Source organism: Nostoc sp. (assembly GCF_036917455.1).
GTDB lineage: Bacteria > Cyanobacteriota > Cyanobacteriia > Cyanobacteriales > Nostocaceae > Nostoc.
In genome coordinates, this window is the sequence record NZ_JBALDK010000265.1 from 1 (window position 1) to 19,125 (window position 19,125).

16 protein-coding genes are annotated in these 19,125 nt (G+C 41.1%); 6 read left to right on the forward strand and 10 right to left on the reverse strand.

The window, feature by feature from the left end:
- Positions 1–4: 4 nt before the first annotated feature.
- Positions 5–2,179, reverse strand: a complete 2,175-nt coding sequence (locus V7K42_RS28505) for a DEAD/DEAH box helicase (RefSeq protein WP_334921036.1) — start codon at positions 2,177–2,179, stop codon at positions 5–7.
- Positions 2,180–2,423: 244 nt separating this feature from the next.
- Between V7K42_RS28505 and V7K42_RS28510 the strand changes: the two genes are divergently transcribed.
- Both V7K42_RS28510 and V7K42_RS28515 read left to right on the forward strand, forming a co-directional pair.
- Positions 2,424–2,861 (forward strand): DoxX family protein, encoded by a 438-nt coding sequence (locus V7K42_RS28510; protein ID WP_094330124.1) that lies wholly within the window; start codon positions 2,424–2,426, stop codon positions 2,859–2,861.
- Positions 2,862–2,883: 22 nt separating this feature from the next.
- A complete protein-coding gene (locus V7K42_RS28515) occupies positions 2,884–3,450 on the forward strand; it encodes a DUF2808 domain-containing protein (protein ID WP_334921038.1) in 567 nt (188 codons plus the stop codon).
- Between the two features lie 148 nt (positions 3,451–3,598).
- Here V7K42_RS28515 and V7K42_RS28520 read toward each other — a convergent pair whose 3' ends face one another.
- On the reverse strand, positions 3,599–5,827 hold the full coding sequence (locus V7K42_RS28520) for a pentapeptide repeat-containing protein (RefSeq protein ID WP_334921039.1): 2,229 nt from the start codon (positions 5,825–5,827) through the stop codon (positions 3,599–3,601).
- Between the two features lie 9 nt (positions 5,828–5,836).
- Positions 5,837–6,844, reverse strand: coding sequence for a zinc-dependent alcohol dehydrogenase family protein (locus tag V7K42_RS28525; RefSeq protein ID WP_334921041.1), 1,008 nt, complete (start codon positions 6,842–6,844; stop codon positions 5,837–5,839).
- Between the two features lie 159 nt (positions 6,845–7,003).
- Here V7K42_RS28525 and V7K42_RS28530 point away from each other — a divergent pair, with 159 nt between their 5' ends.
- Together V7K42_RS28530 and V7K42_RS28535 are read left to right on the forward strand one after the other, a co-directional pair.
- Entirely contained in the window at positions 7,004–7,267 is a 264-nt protein-coding gene (locus V7K42_RS28530; RefSeq protein ID WP_334921043.1) for a type II toxin-antitoxin system Phd/YefM family antitoxin, read from the forward strand.
- Positions 7,257–7,592 (forward strand): type II toxin-antitoxin system RelE family toxin, encoded by a 336-nt coding sequence (locus V7K42_RS28535; RefSeq protein WP_334921045.1) that lies wholly within the window; start codon positions 7,257–7,259, stop codon positions 7,590–7,592. Before V7K42_RS28530 ends, V7K42_RS28535 begins: the two co-directional genes overlap by 11 nt.
- Before the next feature lie 176 nt (positions 7,593–7,768).
- On the opposite strand, the gene arsS is transcribed toward V7K42_RS28535, so the two are convergent.
- The 7 genes from arsS to V7K42_RS28570 form a co-directional block, all read right to left on the reverse strand.
- Entirely contained in the window at positions 7,769–8,776 is a 1,008-nt protein-coding gene (gene arsS, locus V7K42_RS28540) for an arsenosugar biosynthesis radical SAM (seleno)protein ArsS (protein ID WP_334921047.1), read from the reverse strand.
- A 42-nt stretch (positions 8,777–8,818) separates the two neighbouring features.
- On the reverse strand, positions 8,819–9,778 hold the full coding sequence (locus V7K42_RS28545) for an inorganic phosphate transporter (RefSeq protein WP_334921049.1): 960 nt from the start codon (positions 9,776–9,778) through the stop codon (positions 8,819–8,821).
- Positions 9,779–9,940: 162 nt separating this feature from the next.
- Positions 9,941–10,909, reverse strand: a complete 969-nt coding sequence (gene arsM / locus V7K42_RS28550) for an arsenosugar biosynthesis arsenite methyltransferase ArsM (protein WP_334921051.1) — start codon at positions 10,907–10,909, stop codon at positions 9,941–9,943.
- A gap of 206 nt (positions 10,910–11,115) precedes the next feature.
- Positions 11,116–11,790 carry a response regulator transcription factor gene (locus V7K42_RS28555; protein WP_334921053.1) on the reverse strand — a complete coding sequence of 225 codons (675 nt, stop codon included), beginning with the start codon at positions 11,788–11,790 and terminating at the stop codon, positions 11,116–11,118.
- A gap of 195 nt (positions 11,791–11,985) precedes the next feature.
- Positions 11,986–12,273, reverse strand: a complete 288-nt coding sequence (locus tag V7K42_RS28560) for a Mo-dependent nitrogenase C-terminal domain-containing protein (protein WP_334921055.1) — start codon at positions 12,271–12,273, stop codon at positions 11,986–11,988.
- Positions 12,274–12,665: 392 nt separating this feature from the next.
- Positions 12,666–14,198 (reverse strand): SagB/ThcOx family dehydrogenase, encoded by a 1,533-nt coding sequence (locus tag V7K42_RS28565; protein WP_334921119.1) that lies wholly within the window; start codon positions 14,196–14,198, stop codon positions 12,666–12,668.
- Between the two features lie 218 nt (positions 14,199–14,416).
- Positions 14,417–15,265: a M28 family peptidase gene (locus tag V7K42_RS28570; RefSeq protein ID WP_334921057.1), complete on the reverse strand. Its 849-nt coding sequence runs from the start codon at positions 15,263–15,265 to the stop codon at positions 14,417–14,419.
- Between the two features lie 490 nt (positions 15,266–15,755).
- Between V7K42_RS28570 and dnaK the strand changes: the two genes are divergently transcribed.
- Positions 15,756–17,861 carry a molecular chaperone DnaK gene (gene dnaK / locus V7K42_RS28575; protein ID WP_334921059.1) on the forward strand — a complete coding sequence of 702 codons (2,106 nt, stop codon included), beginning with the start codon at positions 15,756–15,758 and terminating at the stop codon, positions 17,859–17,861.
- 131 nt (positions 17,862–17,992) lie between these two features.
- Positions 17,993–18,988, forward strand: coding sequence for a J domain-containing protein (locus V7K42_RS28580; protein ID WP_334921061.1), 996 nt, complete (start codon positions 17,993–17,995; stop codon positions 18,986–18,988).
- Positions 18,989–19,125: the final 137 nt, after the last annotated feature.

The following is a 19,125-nucleotide window of genomic DNA, read 5'->3' on the forward strand; positions in this document are numbered from 1 at the left end:
TTGTCTATTCTCTCCACAGTGCCACTTGCTGTTTTAGTTCTCTTATATCTAAATAATCGCTAGCAAAAGCTTTTCGTAAAAGTGGATGAGGAATAAATCGATCGTACTTTTGAATTTCTGGTGCTTCTGAAGTACTGAGTAAATCTTCTGGGGTAATTCTTTGTTCACACAATGAAGCAATTGCATGATAAAGAGATTTAGATTTACCTATACCTAATTTAATTGTGAAATAATAGGGATTTAATCCGCCAATACTGATAATTTCTAACGATTCTCGACAGTAGGAGTTGAGTAATCTTTCTAAAGTGCGATAAGCAACCGTACCCATCCAGGGAAAAATATAACATTTACCTTTTTCAAACTCTAAGATATTTTGTTTATCTAATCCAACTTTTTGCACTAATTGGCGAACTTGACGTAAACGTTGCAAAGCATTTTTTTGCAAATAACTATACTCGATATTTTCAAATAGAACCTGTTGCATTCGTTGTAAAACTTTGGTATGAATAGTGCCACCACTTCCACGCCAATAAATACTAGCTTTCCCCTCGGCTTGTTTAACAAAAATAGCCTTCTTTTTAAAGTCAACTTCTACAACTTCCCAACTTCTGCCAGCTAAAGCAAATTGATTGCCAACAGCAGGCGGCGTAACTATACTGCCAATTTCTGTTGTACCTTGCTTAACAATATATTCTTGCTGTTCAGCAAAGACAGCATAAAACTGAAACTTCCTCACAATCCTTTCTCCTGCCAAACCCAGGATTAATTTACCTTGTTCAGTATGCTGAATATGACCAATATCAATTAAATAACGGAGCAATAATTGGAAATCTTCTTTGGAAATAGCAGCAAAAGGCGGTAAGCTAAAAATTTGTTTAGCTAAGGCATTAGGCGAAAGTTCTCCTGTTGCTGTTAAAATACTCATTGTTTGGTGATAAAGCAAACTCAAAGGATATTTAATCGGTCTGATTGGTTCAATCCATTTCTCCTCTAAATAAAGTTGAATAATAGCGATGGACTGCAATAGTTGCCAGGGTATTTGTTCTGGTAGATAAGCTTCTGATAATGGTTTCTCTTCAGCACAGACAAAGCGCATATCGGCAGCTTCACCCCTTCTACCACTACGTCCTAAACGCTGTAAAAAGCTAGCTACAGACAAGGGTGATTCTAACTGAATAACTCGCTCTAGATGACCAATATCTATACCTAATTCTAAAGTTAGAGTGGCAGCAGTAACTGCTGGATTGTTGGGTTCACGCATGGCATTTTCAGCAGCTTGCCGCAAGCTAGCAGATATACTTCCATGATGCACATGATATATATCTGGTAGTCCTTGTTCTGTGGCAATTTGTCGCAAAGATGCTATTACAGATTCAGTCTGCGTGCGATTATTAGCAAATATTAAACATTTCCGAGATTTGCTGAGGTTGAAAATATGTTGTTCATAATCTGTCGCCTCTGATTCATCTATTTCGTCAGTAATATAAAAATGTTCTACAGCTAATTTTATTTGGCGTTTTATCCCATCGGTTTGTGGTGTAATCACTGGCTTATCTGTTCCTGAACGCAACCAGTCTTCAGCTATTGAGTAATCACCAAGAGTTGCCGATAAACCAATCCGGCGTGGTTGTTTTTGTGTCAACCTTGCTAAACGTTGTAATTGGCAAATAATTTGACAACCGCGTTCGGAACCCATAAAGGCGTGAATTTCATCAATAATGACAAATTTTAAGTCACCAAATAAGCGGAGGAGGTCGTTATTTTTGTTGATTAATAAACTTTCCAGAGATTCTGGTGTAATTTGGAGAATTCCTTGAGGATTCTTTAAAAGTTTGTTTTTTCGACTTTGAGAAACATCACCGTGCCAGTGCCATACTGGAATATCTGCTTCTTTGAGTAAGTCGTTGAGGCGCTCAAATTGATCGTTAATTAAAGCTTTGATTGGACTAATATATAATACGCCTATAGTTGTCGCAGGGTTGGCATGTAATAAAGTCAAAATTGGTAGGAAGGCTGCTTCTGTTTTACCCGCAGCAGTTGCAGCAGTAATTAATAAATGAGCATCGGTGTCAAATATAACTTCACAGGCGGCAATTTGGACTGGTCGTAATTCAGTCCACTGATGATGATAAATATATTCTTGGATAAAGGGTGCAAGTCGGCTAAAAGCATCGCTCATATTTTTTATGAATAATTCGTAACAGGTAATAAATTAATTACTGATAAAGTTGAAATAATATCATACTAAGTGAAGCGAACATTAAAGAACTGCTCATATAGCTGTAAAACGTGATTGGTAAAGAAATAAATCTCTTAGTATTTTGGAGAATTTTGTTGATTTTTACTCCTATTGACTCAAGGCAGATTAAAATCCGTCAGTCAAACTGAAGTAATAGGGGCAAGTATATAATGAGGCAACAATCATGAACAAGTATAAGGAAATATTACGTGTAGTTCTTGCTATATCCATCATTGTCGTTGGAGTGACACACTTTGTTATTCCAGAACCGTATGTCAAAATTATGCCACCGCAACTTCCTTATCCTTTAGGATTAGTTTATCTCAGTGGCTTTTATGAAATTTTAGGTGGTATCGGCTTATTAGTCCCGCCTGTAAGTCAAGCTGCGGCTTGGGGACTTATTGCTCTTTTTATTGCTGTTTACCCAGCCAATATCAATATGGCGGTTAATCATATTCAACTAGAACATATACCAAATTCACCTTGGGTACACGTAATCAGGCTTCCCTTTCAAGGAGTTTTAATTGCTTGGGCTTGGTGGTACACTAAATCTTCTGATTGGAAAAAACAAGCTTCTATCATTCCTAAGTCACTTATTCCCAAAGAATTAAAATTGAAATGAGTGCGTTTTTTATATTTGAATTATGCGTGTTGCAACTTTATTTGGAATAACACTCTCGTTAGCAATGGGTGTTGGGGGATTAACGCTTCCGGTGACTCAAGCGGTGCAGCTTAGAGATGGTACAGTCTACTTTGTCCAACCGCCGAAACTTGTGAATGCAACGACTACTTATAAAGATGTGAATATTTGGGGTGGAACTTACTATTTCACGATCAACCTGCCGGATAATGCTGGAGAATCTCTCCAGAAAGTGACGATCGCACAAAGGGAAGGAACAGAAAACATCCGCTACAATCTCAATGATACCCGCGCCTTTGTCGGAACACGCGATCGCAAAGAATCTCGCCTAACACTAGGCGCAGTCACAGACGAACGCGACACACGAACAGTTACTGTGAACTTTGATCCGCCTGTCACTCCGGGACAGACAGTGACAATCGCCTTGCGTCCTGTGAGTAATCCCAGCTTTTCTGGTGTCTACTTACTAGGTGTGACAGCGTTCCCGGTGGGTGAAAAATCTCACGGACAATTTCTTGGTTTTGGACGGTTTCAGTTTTATAGCAATAGAAGTAACTGGTGGTTTCCATAAGCACCAGCATGTCAATGCTAGGAACAACATAAATGGTAATGACAGCTTAATCTCATTGACAATCCGGTAAGTGAGCGATCGCTTGGTAATATTAACTCTAAAACAAAATCTGGAGCCTATTTAAGGGCAAAGCTGCAATGACTACCGATTACTTCAGATAAATTAGCAAATTTAATCCTGGAATTGTGCGAGAAAGTGTCCATAAAACTAATGTGATGTAAATTACGCCTAAACTCCATTGATACCAAGCAAGTGCAGAGATGATACCTGGTAAATGTTCGTCTCGCAGGCGAATGTCATTAAATCCTAATTTAACCAGGTTGTTGAGACTAAAATCATAATAGTTGAGCCAGTTCCAACGGCGATCGCTCAGTAGAGGCATATATCGTTCCCGAAATGTCTGATTTCTTGGTATAACTGGTAAACGCCCAATCAACAATCGTAACTGGCGAAATGTACCATCTTCGGTAAAGTAAGAAACGTCCATTAAGTCGTGATAACGACCTTGTTGATAAAGTCGCATCAATAAAGCTAGTGGTACGGGGACAAGAATTATGAAAAGACACCCCAATGTCAGCCAAGGTTGTTGAGTATTGCGAAATATGGCTAGTAAACTCAAGAATTCTAAAAGGCTAAAACTGACTAATATCGAAATGGTTTCGTAAGAGGTGGGAATAATTGGTATAGGATGCAGGCGGCGATAGCGATCTACTAGCCAAAATAGTAAGCCGAAATAAGCGATCGCAACTCCTCCCACGCCAAACACTAACCAAAAATTTGTCCCATAGCCACTCAACAGCAGTAGTACACTCAACCCCAACCAACTCCAAGCTTGCAATAACCACCCACCGATAGAAAGGGGTTCGCCAACAATTAAGCGATCGCTAAGTTGAGTATATTTTTCTAAATCGATGTCAGCTAAAGTTAGTAACTCATTACTATTACGAAAAGATTTTATCAGACGACGCTGGGCGATCGCTGCGGCTTGAGTTGCAGAAAAACCTAATTTAATCAAACTTGCAACACTTGCACTATTAATATTTGTAGCCGTCAAACGGCGACTCATTTCTACTAATCGCAGTTCTTGCTTTGTGTATTCCAGTTCATTAGCATCGGTAACTTGTTGTTGCTGACGGAAATTTTGCCCTAAATTCCGTAAGATGTTTTGATTACCTTGCAATGCCGGGGTACAGAACATCTTACCAATCTGACCGGGATTACCTAACATTTTTGCTTGGTTAGAGTTAAAAGTTAAACCAGGTACGCTTAAACAAGCTTCTGGAGAAAATCTAGCATCGCTAAAATCTGCTTGGTTGAGAATACTTGCACCTTGCAAATTCACCGATTGATTAAACTCCACTTCTCGAAATATGGCAGCTTGCTCAAAAATCGCTTCTATTAAAATAAATAACTGATTAAAATTTGCTTTAGTAAACTGTACTTGATTGGCAAAGCGGACATCAGAGAAATCAGCATTTTCTCGCCACTGCACACTATTAAATTTAGCCAACTCCTTAAAAGTTGCTTGGTTAAAATTGGCAGTATTTTCAAAGATACTACCTTGGAAATCAGCGAATTCCTGAAATTGGCTTTGTTTGAAATTAGCTTTTTCAAAAAAAATACTGCCTTGAAAATTGCTTGGTTGCTTGAATTTACCACCGCTAAAGCTGACAGGACGACCAAATCGGGTTTCAGTCCAATTAGTGGATTGAAGAAAAGTTGCACCTTGGGCATCCACAGACTGAAGAAAGAATGTATTAGAGAACTTTATTTCGCCATTGAAGCGAGTTTGCACAAGTTTCAAGACACCACGAAAAACAGCAATTTCACTGGATGGAGTTGATTTTGTTCCCAAAAGCGATCGACAATCTTTAGAATTCACTAATGATTCCAGACAAACAAAGCGCAAACGTTCTAGTTCTTGTTGTTCGGTAGGGGTGAAAATCGGAGCAATAGCTTTAGCATACAACGGTGTTCTTAAAACCAAATCGCTGCCCACAAAATCCCCTAAAATCAGGGCATAGCTGAGGTCTAAACCCAGAGGTTTTGCACCTAATTCTTTTCGCAGTAGTTGGTAAAAAGCATCGCGAAAGCTAGCGTTTTCTGGGCGCAAATCAATCACCATCTTCTGCAAATCTACCGTCAAATTGCCTTCGCGCAGTGTCGGTGTGCGTAGACGTTCTTGTAATAATTCTAGAGTTAAGGGTATACGTTCTGGTTGCGTTTGTGCTGCTGAACTAGGGAGGGGGAGGAAGAGGAGAATTGATAAAACACAAATGAACACCAAGGAAAACGCAGAGTAGCGCAGAGAAACGCCTTTGCGTACCTTTGCGTTTAATCTTTGCGTACCTTGGCGTTTAAAAAATAAATTATGCAAATTGTTCGATTATTCGTCGCTAATCAGTAGAACAATTTTACCCGTCACAGAACCGCTTTCAATTAGTTGGTGAGCCTTAGCCGCTTTTTTCAAAGGAAATTTGTGGCTAACATGGATTTTTAACTTGCCTTCATCGATCCAAGTGGCACATTGTTCAAGAATTTCTGCTTGGTGCTGGAGGCTTTCTTCCAATCCTAGCAACGCTGGTGCGAGCATTAATTCTAAACCAATGCGGAGATTGCGTAATCTAGCAGTTTTCCAAACAGTATTGGCATCTGGTTCGAGAATCGTCACAATATCACCATAAACTCGCACTGCGGGGAAGGTTTTGTGAAAGGTTTCGCCGCCTATGGTATCAAAAGCCAAGTCTACACCTTCGCCGCCAGTCCAATCTAATACCGCTTGCACAAAGTCTGTTTGTTTGTAAAAAATTACATGGTCTGCACCGAGTTCTTTGACGAAATTAGCCTTTTCTTCAGAACTGACTGTGGTAGCAACAGTAGCACCTTTGAGTTTCGCCAATTGAATTGCTACATGACCCACACCACCAGCACCCGCATGAATGAAAACTCGTTCCCCAGGTGACAATCGTCCCCGTTCGTATAAAGCTTCCCAGGCGGTAATTAATACTAAAGGTGCTGCGGCTGCTTCTGTAAAGGAGATAGACGCGGGTTTGCGTACCACAAACCGCTCATCCACAACGGTATATTCAGCATAATTACCTTGGTGTGCGCCCAATCCGCCGTAGCAAAAGTATACTTCATCGCCTGCGCTAAAACGCTGAACGCTAGCACCTACCGCTTCGACTATACCAGCACCATCACATCCTAAAATTGTCGGCGTGCGATCGGGGTAGAAAGTGCCTCGGCTACGAAGTTTAGTATCAATGGGGTTAATGCCAGCTGCCACCAAACGGACTAAAAGTTCAGTATTCCCTACAGGAACCGCAGGGTTTGCCACTTCTTGTACTTGCAGAACTTCGGGACTGCCAGCTGCTGTCATCAAGACTGCTTTCACGACTCTTTCCTCCTGGCTTTAGATGCACGTTTATTTGCAACTTTAGCGCAAGAGGGTGGATACAAAGTTATGTCTGAGGGGAAACTGCGTAGGCGTAGCCCGTCGTAGACATCACGTTGAGGTTATAATAAGTGTACACTTAAATGTACACTTATTTGTATGCCAAAGTACTTAACCATTACGAAAGCTCGACGACAACTATTAGATTTGCCGGATGAGTTGAAAGACGAACCAGTAATCATCACCAAGCATGGTAAGCCAGTAATGGCAGCACTTAGCTTTGAACAATTTGAATCTTTGTTAGAAACCCTGGCAATCTTATCTGATCGGCAATTTTCCCATCAGCTACAGGAAAGTATAAGCCAAGGGGAACGGGAAGAAACCATTAGCTGGAAGGAAGCAAAAGCCCAACTTGGACTCTGATATACCACAACCCATTAACACAGAGTATGAAATTGAACTTACACCGCTAGCTTTAGAAATGTTGACTAGTGTTAAGGATCAGCGTCATCAGAAATCTTTGAGCGACAGAATCGACAAACTCAAAACAGATCCAGGAAAGCAGGGAAAACCTCTAATTGACAAGCTGAAGGGATATCGTAGTGTCAGGGCTGTAGGTCAACGCTACAGAATTATTTATAAAGTAGAACTAGAGAAAGTTGTGGTTTTAGTGGTTGGGGTAGGACTACGGAAAGAGGATGACAAAGGAGACATTTATAAACTGTTGCAGAGATTATTACAGGAATGAGTAATGCTTGATCAAGGATCGGCTACATCTAATTTTTGAAAAGGAAAAAACCGCGAAACATAATGTTTCACGGCTTTCAGTGTGGTGTGAGGGGTTTAATTAAGTATCATCATAAAGTAACAGCCCAATAACAACGCACTGGTAACAATTTTGGTAACAGACTTTTTTTAACAACCTTAAAGCAAAGCACCACCACAACTAGAACCACATCCAGCAGTACAACCATAGCAATAAGCAGCCGTTTGGATCTCACTAATTAGGTCTAAACTGCCAGCTTCTAACAATTTGCTAACTGTTAAGGTTTCACCATTGCGAGTTTTTGCAGGCAAATTCATCATCTGGTTAAAGTCACAATCATACACATTTCCTAGATAATCAATTGAAAGTTCATCGCGGCACATTAAATGTTCAACTGTGTCAGGATTAAAATACAACTCTAAAAACTGCAAATAGCTGGTGTACAGTTTTCTGCGTTCTAAATACATTTTGGTTCTCCCAACTGGAAGGTTGGTAATGGTGAAGAGGTTGTTAAATACAATATTAAAATGTTCTTGTAAGAACATTTTATAATCTCGTTCTAGGTTAGCCTGTTCGGGAGCTAATGAAAATTTTTCACTAGTGGGTAACTGGGGATTAAATACCAAGTCCAAAATTAAATTTTGTTTTTTACCATAGCCAAGTTGGTTAAGCCATTGCAAAGCTTTGACTGAACTATCAAAAACACCAGATCCACGCATTTTATCAACATTATCTGCTAAATAGCAGGGTAGAGAAGCTACAACTCTTATTTGGTGTTGAGCAAAATATTCTGGTAAATCAGTAAATCCATCTTCAAAATAAATAGTCAAATTAGACCGGACAATTACCTGCTTTCCAGATGCTCTTGCTGCTTCTACTAATGGCTTAAATCCATAATTCATTTCTGGTGCGCCACCAGTTAAATCTACAATTTTAATTTCGGGAGATTTATGAATTAGCGAAATCAATTGTTCGCAAACTTCAGGAGAAAGTTCTTCTGTACGTTTTGGCCCAGCTTCAACATGACAGTGGGTACAGGCAAGATTACAGCGCTTACCTAGATTGATTTGTAAAACAGTGATTCCCTTTTTTTTTAAAGGAGACTTGAGGTTATTTTTAAATGATGTGACTGTTGAATCTAGCTTATTTTTTGATTGAGTTTGCATTAGTTACTACTATTTAAATAGGGTAAAATATATTCAAGTTTTCTAACCTTGCAATAATCTGTAGGTTATTGCACTAATAATTGTAGCAGTAGGTAAAGTTAAAATCCACGATAATAATATCTGATAAGAAACACGTAGGTTAACTTTTTTACCAGTTAATCCTACTCCAAAAATAGAACCAACTGAAATATAAGTGGTAGAAATAGGAAGACCAAATCGGCTAGCTAGAATGACCAGAATTGCAGTTACTATATTTGCTGATAAGCCTTGAATATGATTCAATGAAGTAATCTTTTCACTCATAGTAATAGCAACTTTTTGGGAGTTTAATAAACCACCAAGTGCCATTGCGATCGCAATCGTGATCATTCCCCCCTGAATCGAAAAATACTCAATAATTAGAACGATTGAGAAAATCTTAGGAGTATCATTTAATCCTCTCACAAAACTGACAATTCCAGCGCTGATAAAATGGCAAGCATCAATCCTTTTCTGATTGACTGGTAGGTTCCACTTGGAATTGATATAGCCAGACAAGCTGTAAATTCCTGCTCCCAAGAAAATAGCAATGATGGGACTGAGTAATAGAGGTAAAATAAAGGAATTTACCAAAACTGCAAAATTGACTTGGAGTCCAAAGGCTACTAATCCAGCACCAACAATAGCACCTGTTAAACTGTGAGTTGTGGAAACAGGAAACCCGATGAGGGTTGCGATCAGTACAGTTAAACCAGCAGCGATCGCAACTGCGATATGAAACTCTGGTGTATTAGCGATCGCATCAGGTACTAGTCCTTTCCCAGAGAAGTTTTTAATTAGCGTACCTGCCAAAAAAGTTGCAGTTACTGCACCACCTAAAGTCGTAAAAGTTGCCCACAAAATTGCTGTTTGATAGCTGGTAGTTCGGCTACCAAACAACGTTGCTACCCCTTTACAGTTGTCATTTGCACCATTGCAATAGGCTAAAAAAAGCGTAGCGATAAATAGACTAATTAACAACATTTTGGGGTTTATAAAGAAGAAGTCAGAATCTATAATTCAGAATGCAACTAGTGAAATGTTAAAATTGTGCATTCATTCCCTAGTAGCACAGAGTTAATCTGTTTGCGGAGCGTGCCAGAGGCATTATTCCGACTACTGACACCTGAATTCTTTCCTAAGAAATTAACAGCAACCACCACCGCTATAATGCCATGTTGAATTAGTAACAATTATTTCTGTTGGCTTAATAGCTGCAAGTTTAGCAGCAGTTTTATCACACACTGCTGCGGGAATACCTCGCTGGAGTATATGTCCTGCTGAGTCGTCAAAAAAGGGTTCCGAGCCAGCATAAATTGCAGTTTTTCCCGTAAAAATACAAGCGCCATCGTCGGGAATAGCAACTTTGAAGGAGACAGAATCTAGACTTTCTAAAAGTAGATGTTCGTCTAAATTATAAGTCTGGGAATCTAGTAAACGATAAGGACGACGGGCGCGAATTTCAACTTGACCAAAGCCAGCATTTGTAATCCGTTCAGTATACTCTTGATATGTGAGTGCGCCTGATAAACACATGGCTCTTAGTCGTTCATCTTCTTGAAGATGTGCCGGAATTTGAGTAATAGCAATGGGATCGCTCATCTGCAAACGTCCGCCTGATTTTAATACCCGATAGGCTTCTTTTAAAGCACGGGTTAAATCTTCTGGCTCAAAAATATTGAAAAGGCAATTCTGCGCCACAATATCAACGCGAAGATCCGCAACGGGTAGGTTAAAAGCATCGCCTTCGCGGATTTCCACAAAACTGGTGTCAAACCACGGGTTTTCTTGAGCAGCAATTTCCAGATTGCGTGTGGCTGCTTCCCGCATGGCTTCAACCGGTTCAACGGCAATTACAGCACCTGCATAACGGGAAAAATAAGCGAATTGCAAAGCTTCTAAGCCGCCACCAACGCCGACATAAAGCACAGTAGGTTGCTTTCCTAGTTCGGTAGGGTGAACAGTAGTGCCACAGCCATAGTTCATTTCCTGCATTGCCAACGGAATTTTTAATCCTGGTAGTTGCAGGGGTGTACTTTGCACACAACAAAGTCCAACTTGCGGGGTTTCGGCAACTTCGCGGTAGAATTGCGCTGCTGTTTCTAGATAGGTCATGCCACTTTAGATTATTAGATGATGACAGCTTTGTGCATCCTAGTATAATTAACCCTAAGTTAGATGAGTTTTTGCTGATATTGCCAAAAACCCCAAATCTTCATAAGATAAAAGCTTTTGGGCTTCTACGTTCATCGAAATTTAACATTGGGAAATGGAGAGAGAAAAGAAACAAGGGGGAATTTTTCCAATTTCCAATCCTCAATTCAATCATGCAATGTGTAGCCAATACCACTCACTGTTTGAATGAGCGACTTTTCGTTATTGGCTTCAAGTTTCAGACGCAGGTAGCGCATGTGAAGCTCGATGATGTTGGCATCGCCCATGAAGTCGTAAGCCCAGACTTCTTGTAAAATGCGATCGCAACTAATTACCTGTCGCGGATGGGCCAGAAAATATTCTAATAAATCAAATTCCTTAGCAGTTAACTCAATTAACCTCTGCTCTCGGTACACTTGGCGAGTGCGACGATTTAAACTCACACCTTCAAATTCCAAAACATCTGCAATGTCTACTTGCCGATTTCTTCGCAGATGAGCGCTAACTCTGGCTAATAATTCATCAACGCTGAAGGGTTTAACGAGGTAATCATCAGCACCAGCGTCTAAGCCTGCAATGCGATCGCTCTCTTCATCTTTGACGGTTAATAAGATTATCGGCACTTTATCGCCCATACTTCGCAGGCGGCGGCAAATTTCTAACCCTGACAAACCTGGCAACATCCAGTCTAAAATTACTAAATCTAGATGTAACTCACGCGCTGCGGTGAGTGCAGTTAATCCATCGTAGGCAATACTGACTTGATAGCCTTCATAATTCAATTCCAATTCGACAAATCGCGCCAGTTTGACTTCATCTTCAACCAGTAAGATGTGCGTCATGATGATGTTAATGATTTCAGCAGGGTACGGTAAGCAGAAATACTGTCTGGAAACACTTTAGTGAGGTGCTAGCTACTTACATAGCCAAACATCTAAAATTAGGTGTAAGTTAGCTTAGTATAAACCTGAGTAAGTAACAACCGTAAGTTTTCAAATACCGATGGCTGCTCGAGCGAAGAACGACTTGACTGGCTATTAGCAATAGATTGCAATATCTTCACCGCACTCATCGGCAAGATAACAGAGCGCTTTAAAACGCAAACCAACCACTTCTTCGTATAGGGGATTTAATTTACACATCGGAGGAATGTGAAATAGCTTCCGGCCAAGGAACGTAATATCTCGCTCAAAGGGACACTGAGCAGGGATCGCTTTGCACAGGAAATGAGCCAATTTGGAGTTATGAATTTCTATCGTTTCCAACCACTGGCGGACTGGATGCAGTAGGTCATTTTTTGACTGAATTTGGATAAAGCTTGTCATAATTTTTCACCTTAATAATTTCAAATTAGATTGAGTTTGTTGTATCTGAACCTATATAGATACATTCGGTTATGTTCTATAGTTTTATGCACTGATTCTTTCTTCTTTGGTTTTCTACAAAGATAAAATCAGTTTCCATCTACACTGTTGACTACACATTCAAGTGCGATAGTTCCCGATAATTTGTTAAGGCGAACATATCTTTTACACAAAATTGCATTTCCAATAGGAGAGCCAGTGCGTTGGCGTTGTTTTACGCCGTAGGCTAACGCACCGATCGTCTTAACTAACCCTATAAAAGTCTGGTATTACGACAAATTCCAAAAGGCTATAGTTAAGTGGACTTGATATTGTTTGCGGTAGCCTGCGGTAAAATTATGCACATCTCCGTTTTATCTTGGTCGTCCCAATGTAGTGATATATAGAGCAGCTTCATCAGCAGGAATACCCAAAACATCATTTACTTGGTCATCAAAAAATCCACCGATTCCACTAACGCCGATATTTAGGTGCATTGCGGCTAAATTCAGGCGTTGTCCCAAATGACCGGCATCCAGATGTAAGTAACGGTAAACGCGATCGCCATATTGAGCGATCGCAGCTTTCAAATCGGCTGTATGAAACAACACTGCTGCTGCATCCCGTCCTAATTCTTGTCCCAAACAGAGAAAATGTAACTCTCGCCGGAAATTTTTAAACCGAATTTGGCGTAATTCTTGGGCTTTGGGTGCGTAATAGTAACAACCTGCCTCCAGTCCTTTAACTCCACAAACAGCAATAAATGTTTCGATTAAATTCAAATCAAAGTAGTCTGGAGAAATATCTAAACTTTGATCGATATAATTTTGCGGTTGGTAAGTAAAGTCGAGTAAACTTTTTAAGTCATCGAAAGTTAAATCATCACCATTGTAAGCGCGGGTAGAGCGTCGCTTATACATAGTACTTTCTAGTTCTGACAGCTTTTTTCCCCAATCTATAGGTGCAGTTGTGGTGGGAATTTTCAAACAAAAAGGAAAGTTATATTTATCCTCTAAAGATTTTTCTTGTTTGATAACGGGTAGATTGAGATTCCCAGTTATACCTGATTGAATTTGGGTGTGTCGATGGAAATATGTCAGCAATTCACCATCGGGGATTTGAGGATAACTGGTTTCAGTGGCGGAAGGTAAAGCAGTACATCCCAATGGCAAATTTTGATTGACATCTAACAAGTCTGCCAGAGGTAAGACAGCGATCGCACCTTCTTGTTGCGGATCGATATAAAGCAGATCGTTTACCGATTCGTCCACAAAGCCGCCGATTAAGTGGGGGCGAAAGTCAGTAATCGCACCAGCCAATTCGATATTGCCTAACAGATGTCCCGTATCTAGAAAAATTCGGCGATAAGCCCGATCTTCATAGCGCCACGCAGAACGATAAAATACCGCAGTCACAATAATTGCCAGTTGGGTATTTTCTAGGGAAGGATGCCAGAAACAAGCTGCTTGGAGAGTTTGCCAAACATCACTTTCCCAATAATGCATCAGCGAATGAGTCCGACACTGGTAGTTATACAAACCAGGTGGCAATAACGACGTGCCACGGGAAACCACATAGACTTCAGCAGGGTATAATCCACCGGCACTGGGAGCAGCACGTAAATACACTGCACTACCCATAGAAGGCATTCTCGCTGTCAATCCATAGCTGCGAAACAACAACCGGGAAAGTCTTTGCCACCATTGAGCATCTGGGTTATTAGCAAATCCCTCTGCTTTTTCTTGAATATAGGGTTTGAGATCAAAAGTAGAGCCAATTTTGTACTCTTTAAAAGGCACTGGCTGTTTAGTCCAGTCTAACTGCTGACTTTTGGAGGCTAGAGTCTCAGGGTTGTATTTAGTCCGTTCGTGGTAATGCTGGGCAATTGATTGGTGTAATTCTGGCATAGTACTTTTAATATCCTTGGGGCATCCTTTTTTGATCTTGGCATTCATTAGCCCCATTGTTTCGTGTCAATTCGTACAATCCTCATAGTCACAAAGTGGTAATTGGTAACAACTGCATTGGGCATCAAGTCTAAAATAATTTAGAGATGTGGCACTGCTACATCTCTACAAGGGTTCTGGATAACGCATATTTAATTTTTGGGCATATCCAATATTTTTCACAACCGCCGAATTGCAATTTCTAAGCCTTCACAGACACCACTCAGAAAATCTAAATCTAAAGTAGCGATCGCATCACTAGGTTTGTGATAATGTGGGTTTCGCAAGAATGCCGTATCTGTCACCATCATTGCTGGATAACCCAAATCCCAGAAAGGCGCATGATCGCTAAGTCTGGTTTGGGGAACTATTAAACCTCGATTCGGCACAGGTAGCCATTGACTAGCCACGCCAGCTTTGCGAATATTACGGCTCATCCCAATTAAATCAGGCAATGTCCGCAAATTGCCAATTAAAGCAATAAAATCACCTGTATCTGGATAGAAGCGTTCCAAAGGAGGAGGATAACTTTGAGAACCAGGCGTAGAATCCTTATATCCCAGCATTTCTAGGGAGATCATTAAGCGTAGCTGTTGCTTTTGTTGGTGCAACAGGGCTGCATAGTCGGCACTACCCAGTAAGCCGTATTCTTCCATATCGAAAGCAACAAGCCTTAAGGGATATCTGACAGCTTGGGCAGCAAACTTTCTGGCTAATTCCAGCAACACCGCCACACCTGTGGCATTATCATCAGCCGCAGATGTTCCCGGAACGCCATCATAATGAGCGCCAATTAAAATCGGTGGCAAATCCTTTTTTTGTTGTCTAGCTTGGGGGGGTAAATTTAATATCAAGTTCTTACAAGCTTTACCCCTGACTTCAAAGGTGTGGATTTCCACACTCCCCAATTGAGAAAATTCTTGACGGATATATTCTTGGACGAAAAAATGTCCAGCCGTTGCCATGTAAGGATCGCGTTCTCGCGCGATCGCACCCAGGGAAGTTTGTAATCGCTCTGTTAAATTCAAATTTTTAAAATAGCGGTAATATTAAGGTTTTCAGGCACTCAAAGAAGCAGAAATTTCTGATCGAAGTACATTTAGTAAAGGACTTCCAAATAGAAAAATATCCCAAAACGGACGCAAAAATCCTCTCTATTTCTCCTCTTTTTGTGTTGCGCCAGGTGCTACAACAGGGGGAACCCCCGCAACGCACTGGCTTCTCTGCGCCTGGAGTGGTTTGTTTTTTAGATAATTTATTTATTAGAAATCTCTAACTTGCAAATCCAGTGCATAGAAACAACCGGATAACAAGAATTGAGGCTGCTTGGACACAGCAATCATCGTCAATGCTATCCTAGTCTTGCAACTATCTCCTCTAGCTGTACTTCTTAGCTCACTGCCTTAAGGATGACCATTATACCATTAAGGTGTTTTCATCCCATAGCATTCAAGCTAGAGGTAGTTTCGCCCAATCATAATAAATAATATATAAGACACTTTAGGAGAAGAGTAACGCATGGGCAAGGTAGTCGGCATCGACTTGGGTACAACCAACTCAGTAGTCGCCGTTATGGAGGGTGGCAAGCCGGTGGTGATTGCCAATGCAGAAGGAATGCGAACAACACCCTCCGTAGTTGGCTTCAGCAAAGAAGGTGAAAGGGTCGTTGGGCAAATGGCACGGCGGCAAACCGTCCTCAATCCCCAAAATACCTTTTTTGCAGTGAAACGCTTCATTGGGCGCAAATATGCCGAACTTAGTCCAGATTCCAAGCGTGTACCCTACACTATCCGCAAAGACGAAGTAGGTAATATTAAAATTGCCTGTCCCCGCCTCAATAAAGATTTCGCCCCAGAAGAAATTTCGGCAATGGTGCTGAAGAAATTAGCAGAGGATGCTAGTCAATATTTGGGTGAACCAGTGACAGGGGCAGTAATTACAGTCCCCGCTTATTTTAACGATTCTCAACGGCAAGCAACCCGTGATGCTGGCAGAATTGCCGGTTTGGAGGTGCTGCGGATTCTCAATGAACCGACTGCTGCATCTTTGGCTTACGGATTAGATCGGGGTGAGACAGAAACTATCTTAGTCTTTGACTTGGGTGGCGGTACTTTTGACGTATCGATTTTAGAAGTAGGCGATGGAATATTTGAAGTCAAAGCTACTAGTGGAGATACACAACTAGGTGGGAATGACTTTGATAAAAAAATAGTAGATTGGTTAGCAGAGCAATTTCTGGAAACTGAGGGAATAGATTTAAGACGTGAGAGACAATCTTTACAACGCTTGATGGAAGGGGCCGAAAAGGCAAAAATGGAACTTTCTTCTGTCAGCGTTACCGATATTAACTTACCTTTTATTGCTGCTGATCAAGAAGGTCCCAAACATCTAGAAACTCGTTTAACTCGTTCCCAGTTTGAAGGTTTGTGTGGTGATTTGGTGGGGCGATTGCGGACACCAGTGAAACGCGCCCTCAAAGATGCTGGACTTTCGCCTAGAGATATTGAAGAAGTGGTGTTAGTTGGTGGTTCTACCAGAATGCCAATGGTAAAGCAGCTAGTGCGGGACTTAATTGGCACAGAACCTAATGAAAACGTTAACCCCGATGAAGTGGTGGGAGTGGGTGCAGCAATTCAAGCCGGAATTCTCGCCGGGGAACTTAAAGATGTGCTGCTTTTGGATGTCACACCCCTTTCTATGGGATTGGAAACCATTGGAGGCGTGATGAAAAAACTGATTCCCCGCAATACCACCATTCCAGTCCGTCGTTCTGACATTTTTTCCACGTCTGAAAATAACCAAAATACTGTGGAAATCCATGTAGTTCAGGGCGAACGGGAAATGGCAGCAAATAACAAATCTTTAGGACGTTTCAAGCTGTATGGTATCCCGCCAGCACCACGAGGAATTCCCCAAGTTCAGGTGTCATTTGATATCGATGCTAATGGTATTTTACAGGTTACAGCCTTAGATAGAACCACTGGGCGAGAGCAGAGTATCACCATTCAAGGCGCTTCTACCTTGAACGAATCAGAAGTGAATCGAATGATTCAGGATGCTCAGAAATACGCCGATGTCGATCGCGAACGCAAAGAACGGGTAGAAAAGCGGACTCGTTCTGAGGCGCTGATTTTCCAAGCAGAACGGCAACTCAGAGAAGTAGCACTCGAATTTGGTATGCAATTTGCCCGCAACCGCCGCCAAAGAATTGATAATATTTGTCGAGATTTAAAAGAGAGTCTTAAGGAAAATAGCGATCGCGGTATCGATCAAGCCTACGCCGATTTACAAGATGCTCTCTACGAGCTAAATCGGGAAGTCCGCGAGACTTATGCTGAAGATGAAGATGACGACTTGTTAGGTACTATCCGTGACATCTTTACTGGCGGTGATAAGGATAAAGAACGCGAATTTCCCAAAGATACATACAGAGATTCGTATCGGGAACGCGACTCATACAGTAAGGACTATGGCAGAGATTACGGTAAAGATTATAACAGAGACTATGGTCGAGATAATAACCGAGACAGTCGTTCTTCCTCTTATGAAAACCGTCCTCCACGCAAAGCCCGTCCTAGCTATCAAGATAACTGGGATGAAGAAGAAGACAATGATTGGTTGTAGTACTTTTAATAAAAGTTAGGAGTGAGAAGTTAAAAATTAAATCTTTCAATTCCTAACTCCTGTACAGACGCGATTAATCGCGTCTGTACTCCTAATTAATCCAAAATCTAAAATCTAAAATTTAAATAACTATGCAAAATTTGCCGAATTTCCGCGATTATTACGAGATTTTAGGAGTATCTAAAGACGCTTCTGGGGAGGAAATTAAAAAAGTTTATCGGCGGTTAGCAAGACAATATCACCCCGATCTCAATCCGGGTAATAAAGAATCTGAGGAAAAATTTAAGGATATCGGCGAGGCTTATGAAGTCCTTTCCGACTCAGCCAAGCGATCGCAATACGACCAGTTTAGCCGCTACTGGAAGCAAAAAGGCTTTGCAGGCAATAAACAAACGCCAAAGGCTAAAACTTGGCAGAGTGGCCAAGGCGATCGCAACGGCAATCAAGACGTAGATCCAAGCCAATTCTCTGACTTTGAAAGCTTTATTAATCAAGTTATCGGTGTCAAAAATAAGAGTGGGACAACTAACTCCAGTAATGGCAATACTAGCGATCCGTTTCGTTCCCCCAGAACAAAAGTTGCCTACACAGTTAACACTCCACCTCGCACTACCCGTAGAGATATAGAAGCCAGATTAACCCTACCACTAGAAAAAGCTTATCAAGGGGGTAATGAACGCATTCGTTTAGAAGATGGGCGATCGCTAGAAGTTAATATGCCACTAGGGATGGTAACAGGTCAAACTATCCGCTTGCGAAACCAAGGCGTTGGTGGTGGCGACCTATATTTAAAAATTACCGTTGAACCTCATCCATTATTTAAGCTAGATGGTTTAAATATCCTTTGCCAAGTACCAGTTACTCCCAGCGAAGCAGTTTTAGGAGGACAGGTAGAAGCCCCAACTTTGGACGGGCCAGTGAAAATGACCATCCCCCCAGGAGTTAGATCTGGTCAAAAATTCCGACTAGGGAATAAAGGCTATCCCAGTGATGATGGTAAACGTGGCGATCAATTAGTAGAAATTCAAATAGTTACACCGAAAAATATTAGTCAAGAAGAACGGGAACTGTACGAAAAATTGCGGCAAATTGAAACCTTTAAACCCCGCGCTGATTTACTGGGTTAGGGATGGGTAATTATATCAAGCTATTGACCAAAATAATTACTAACTCAAAATTGCTGTGTCTTCTTCTGTGTTCCCCAATTCCCAAAGGATTTAAAATATAAAAAATATCTTTGAGCAAAGTGACTCAAACAGCCGTG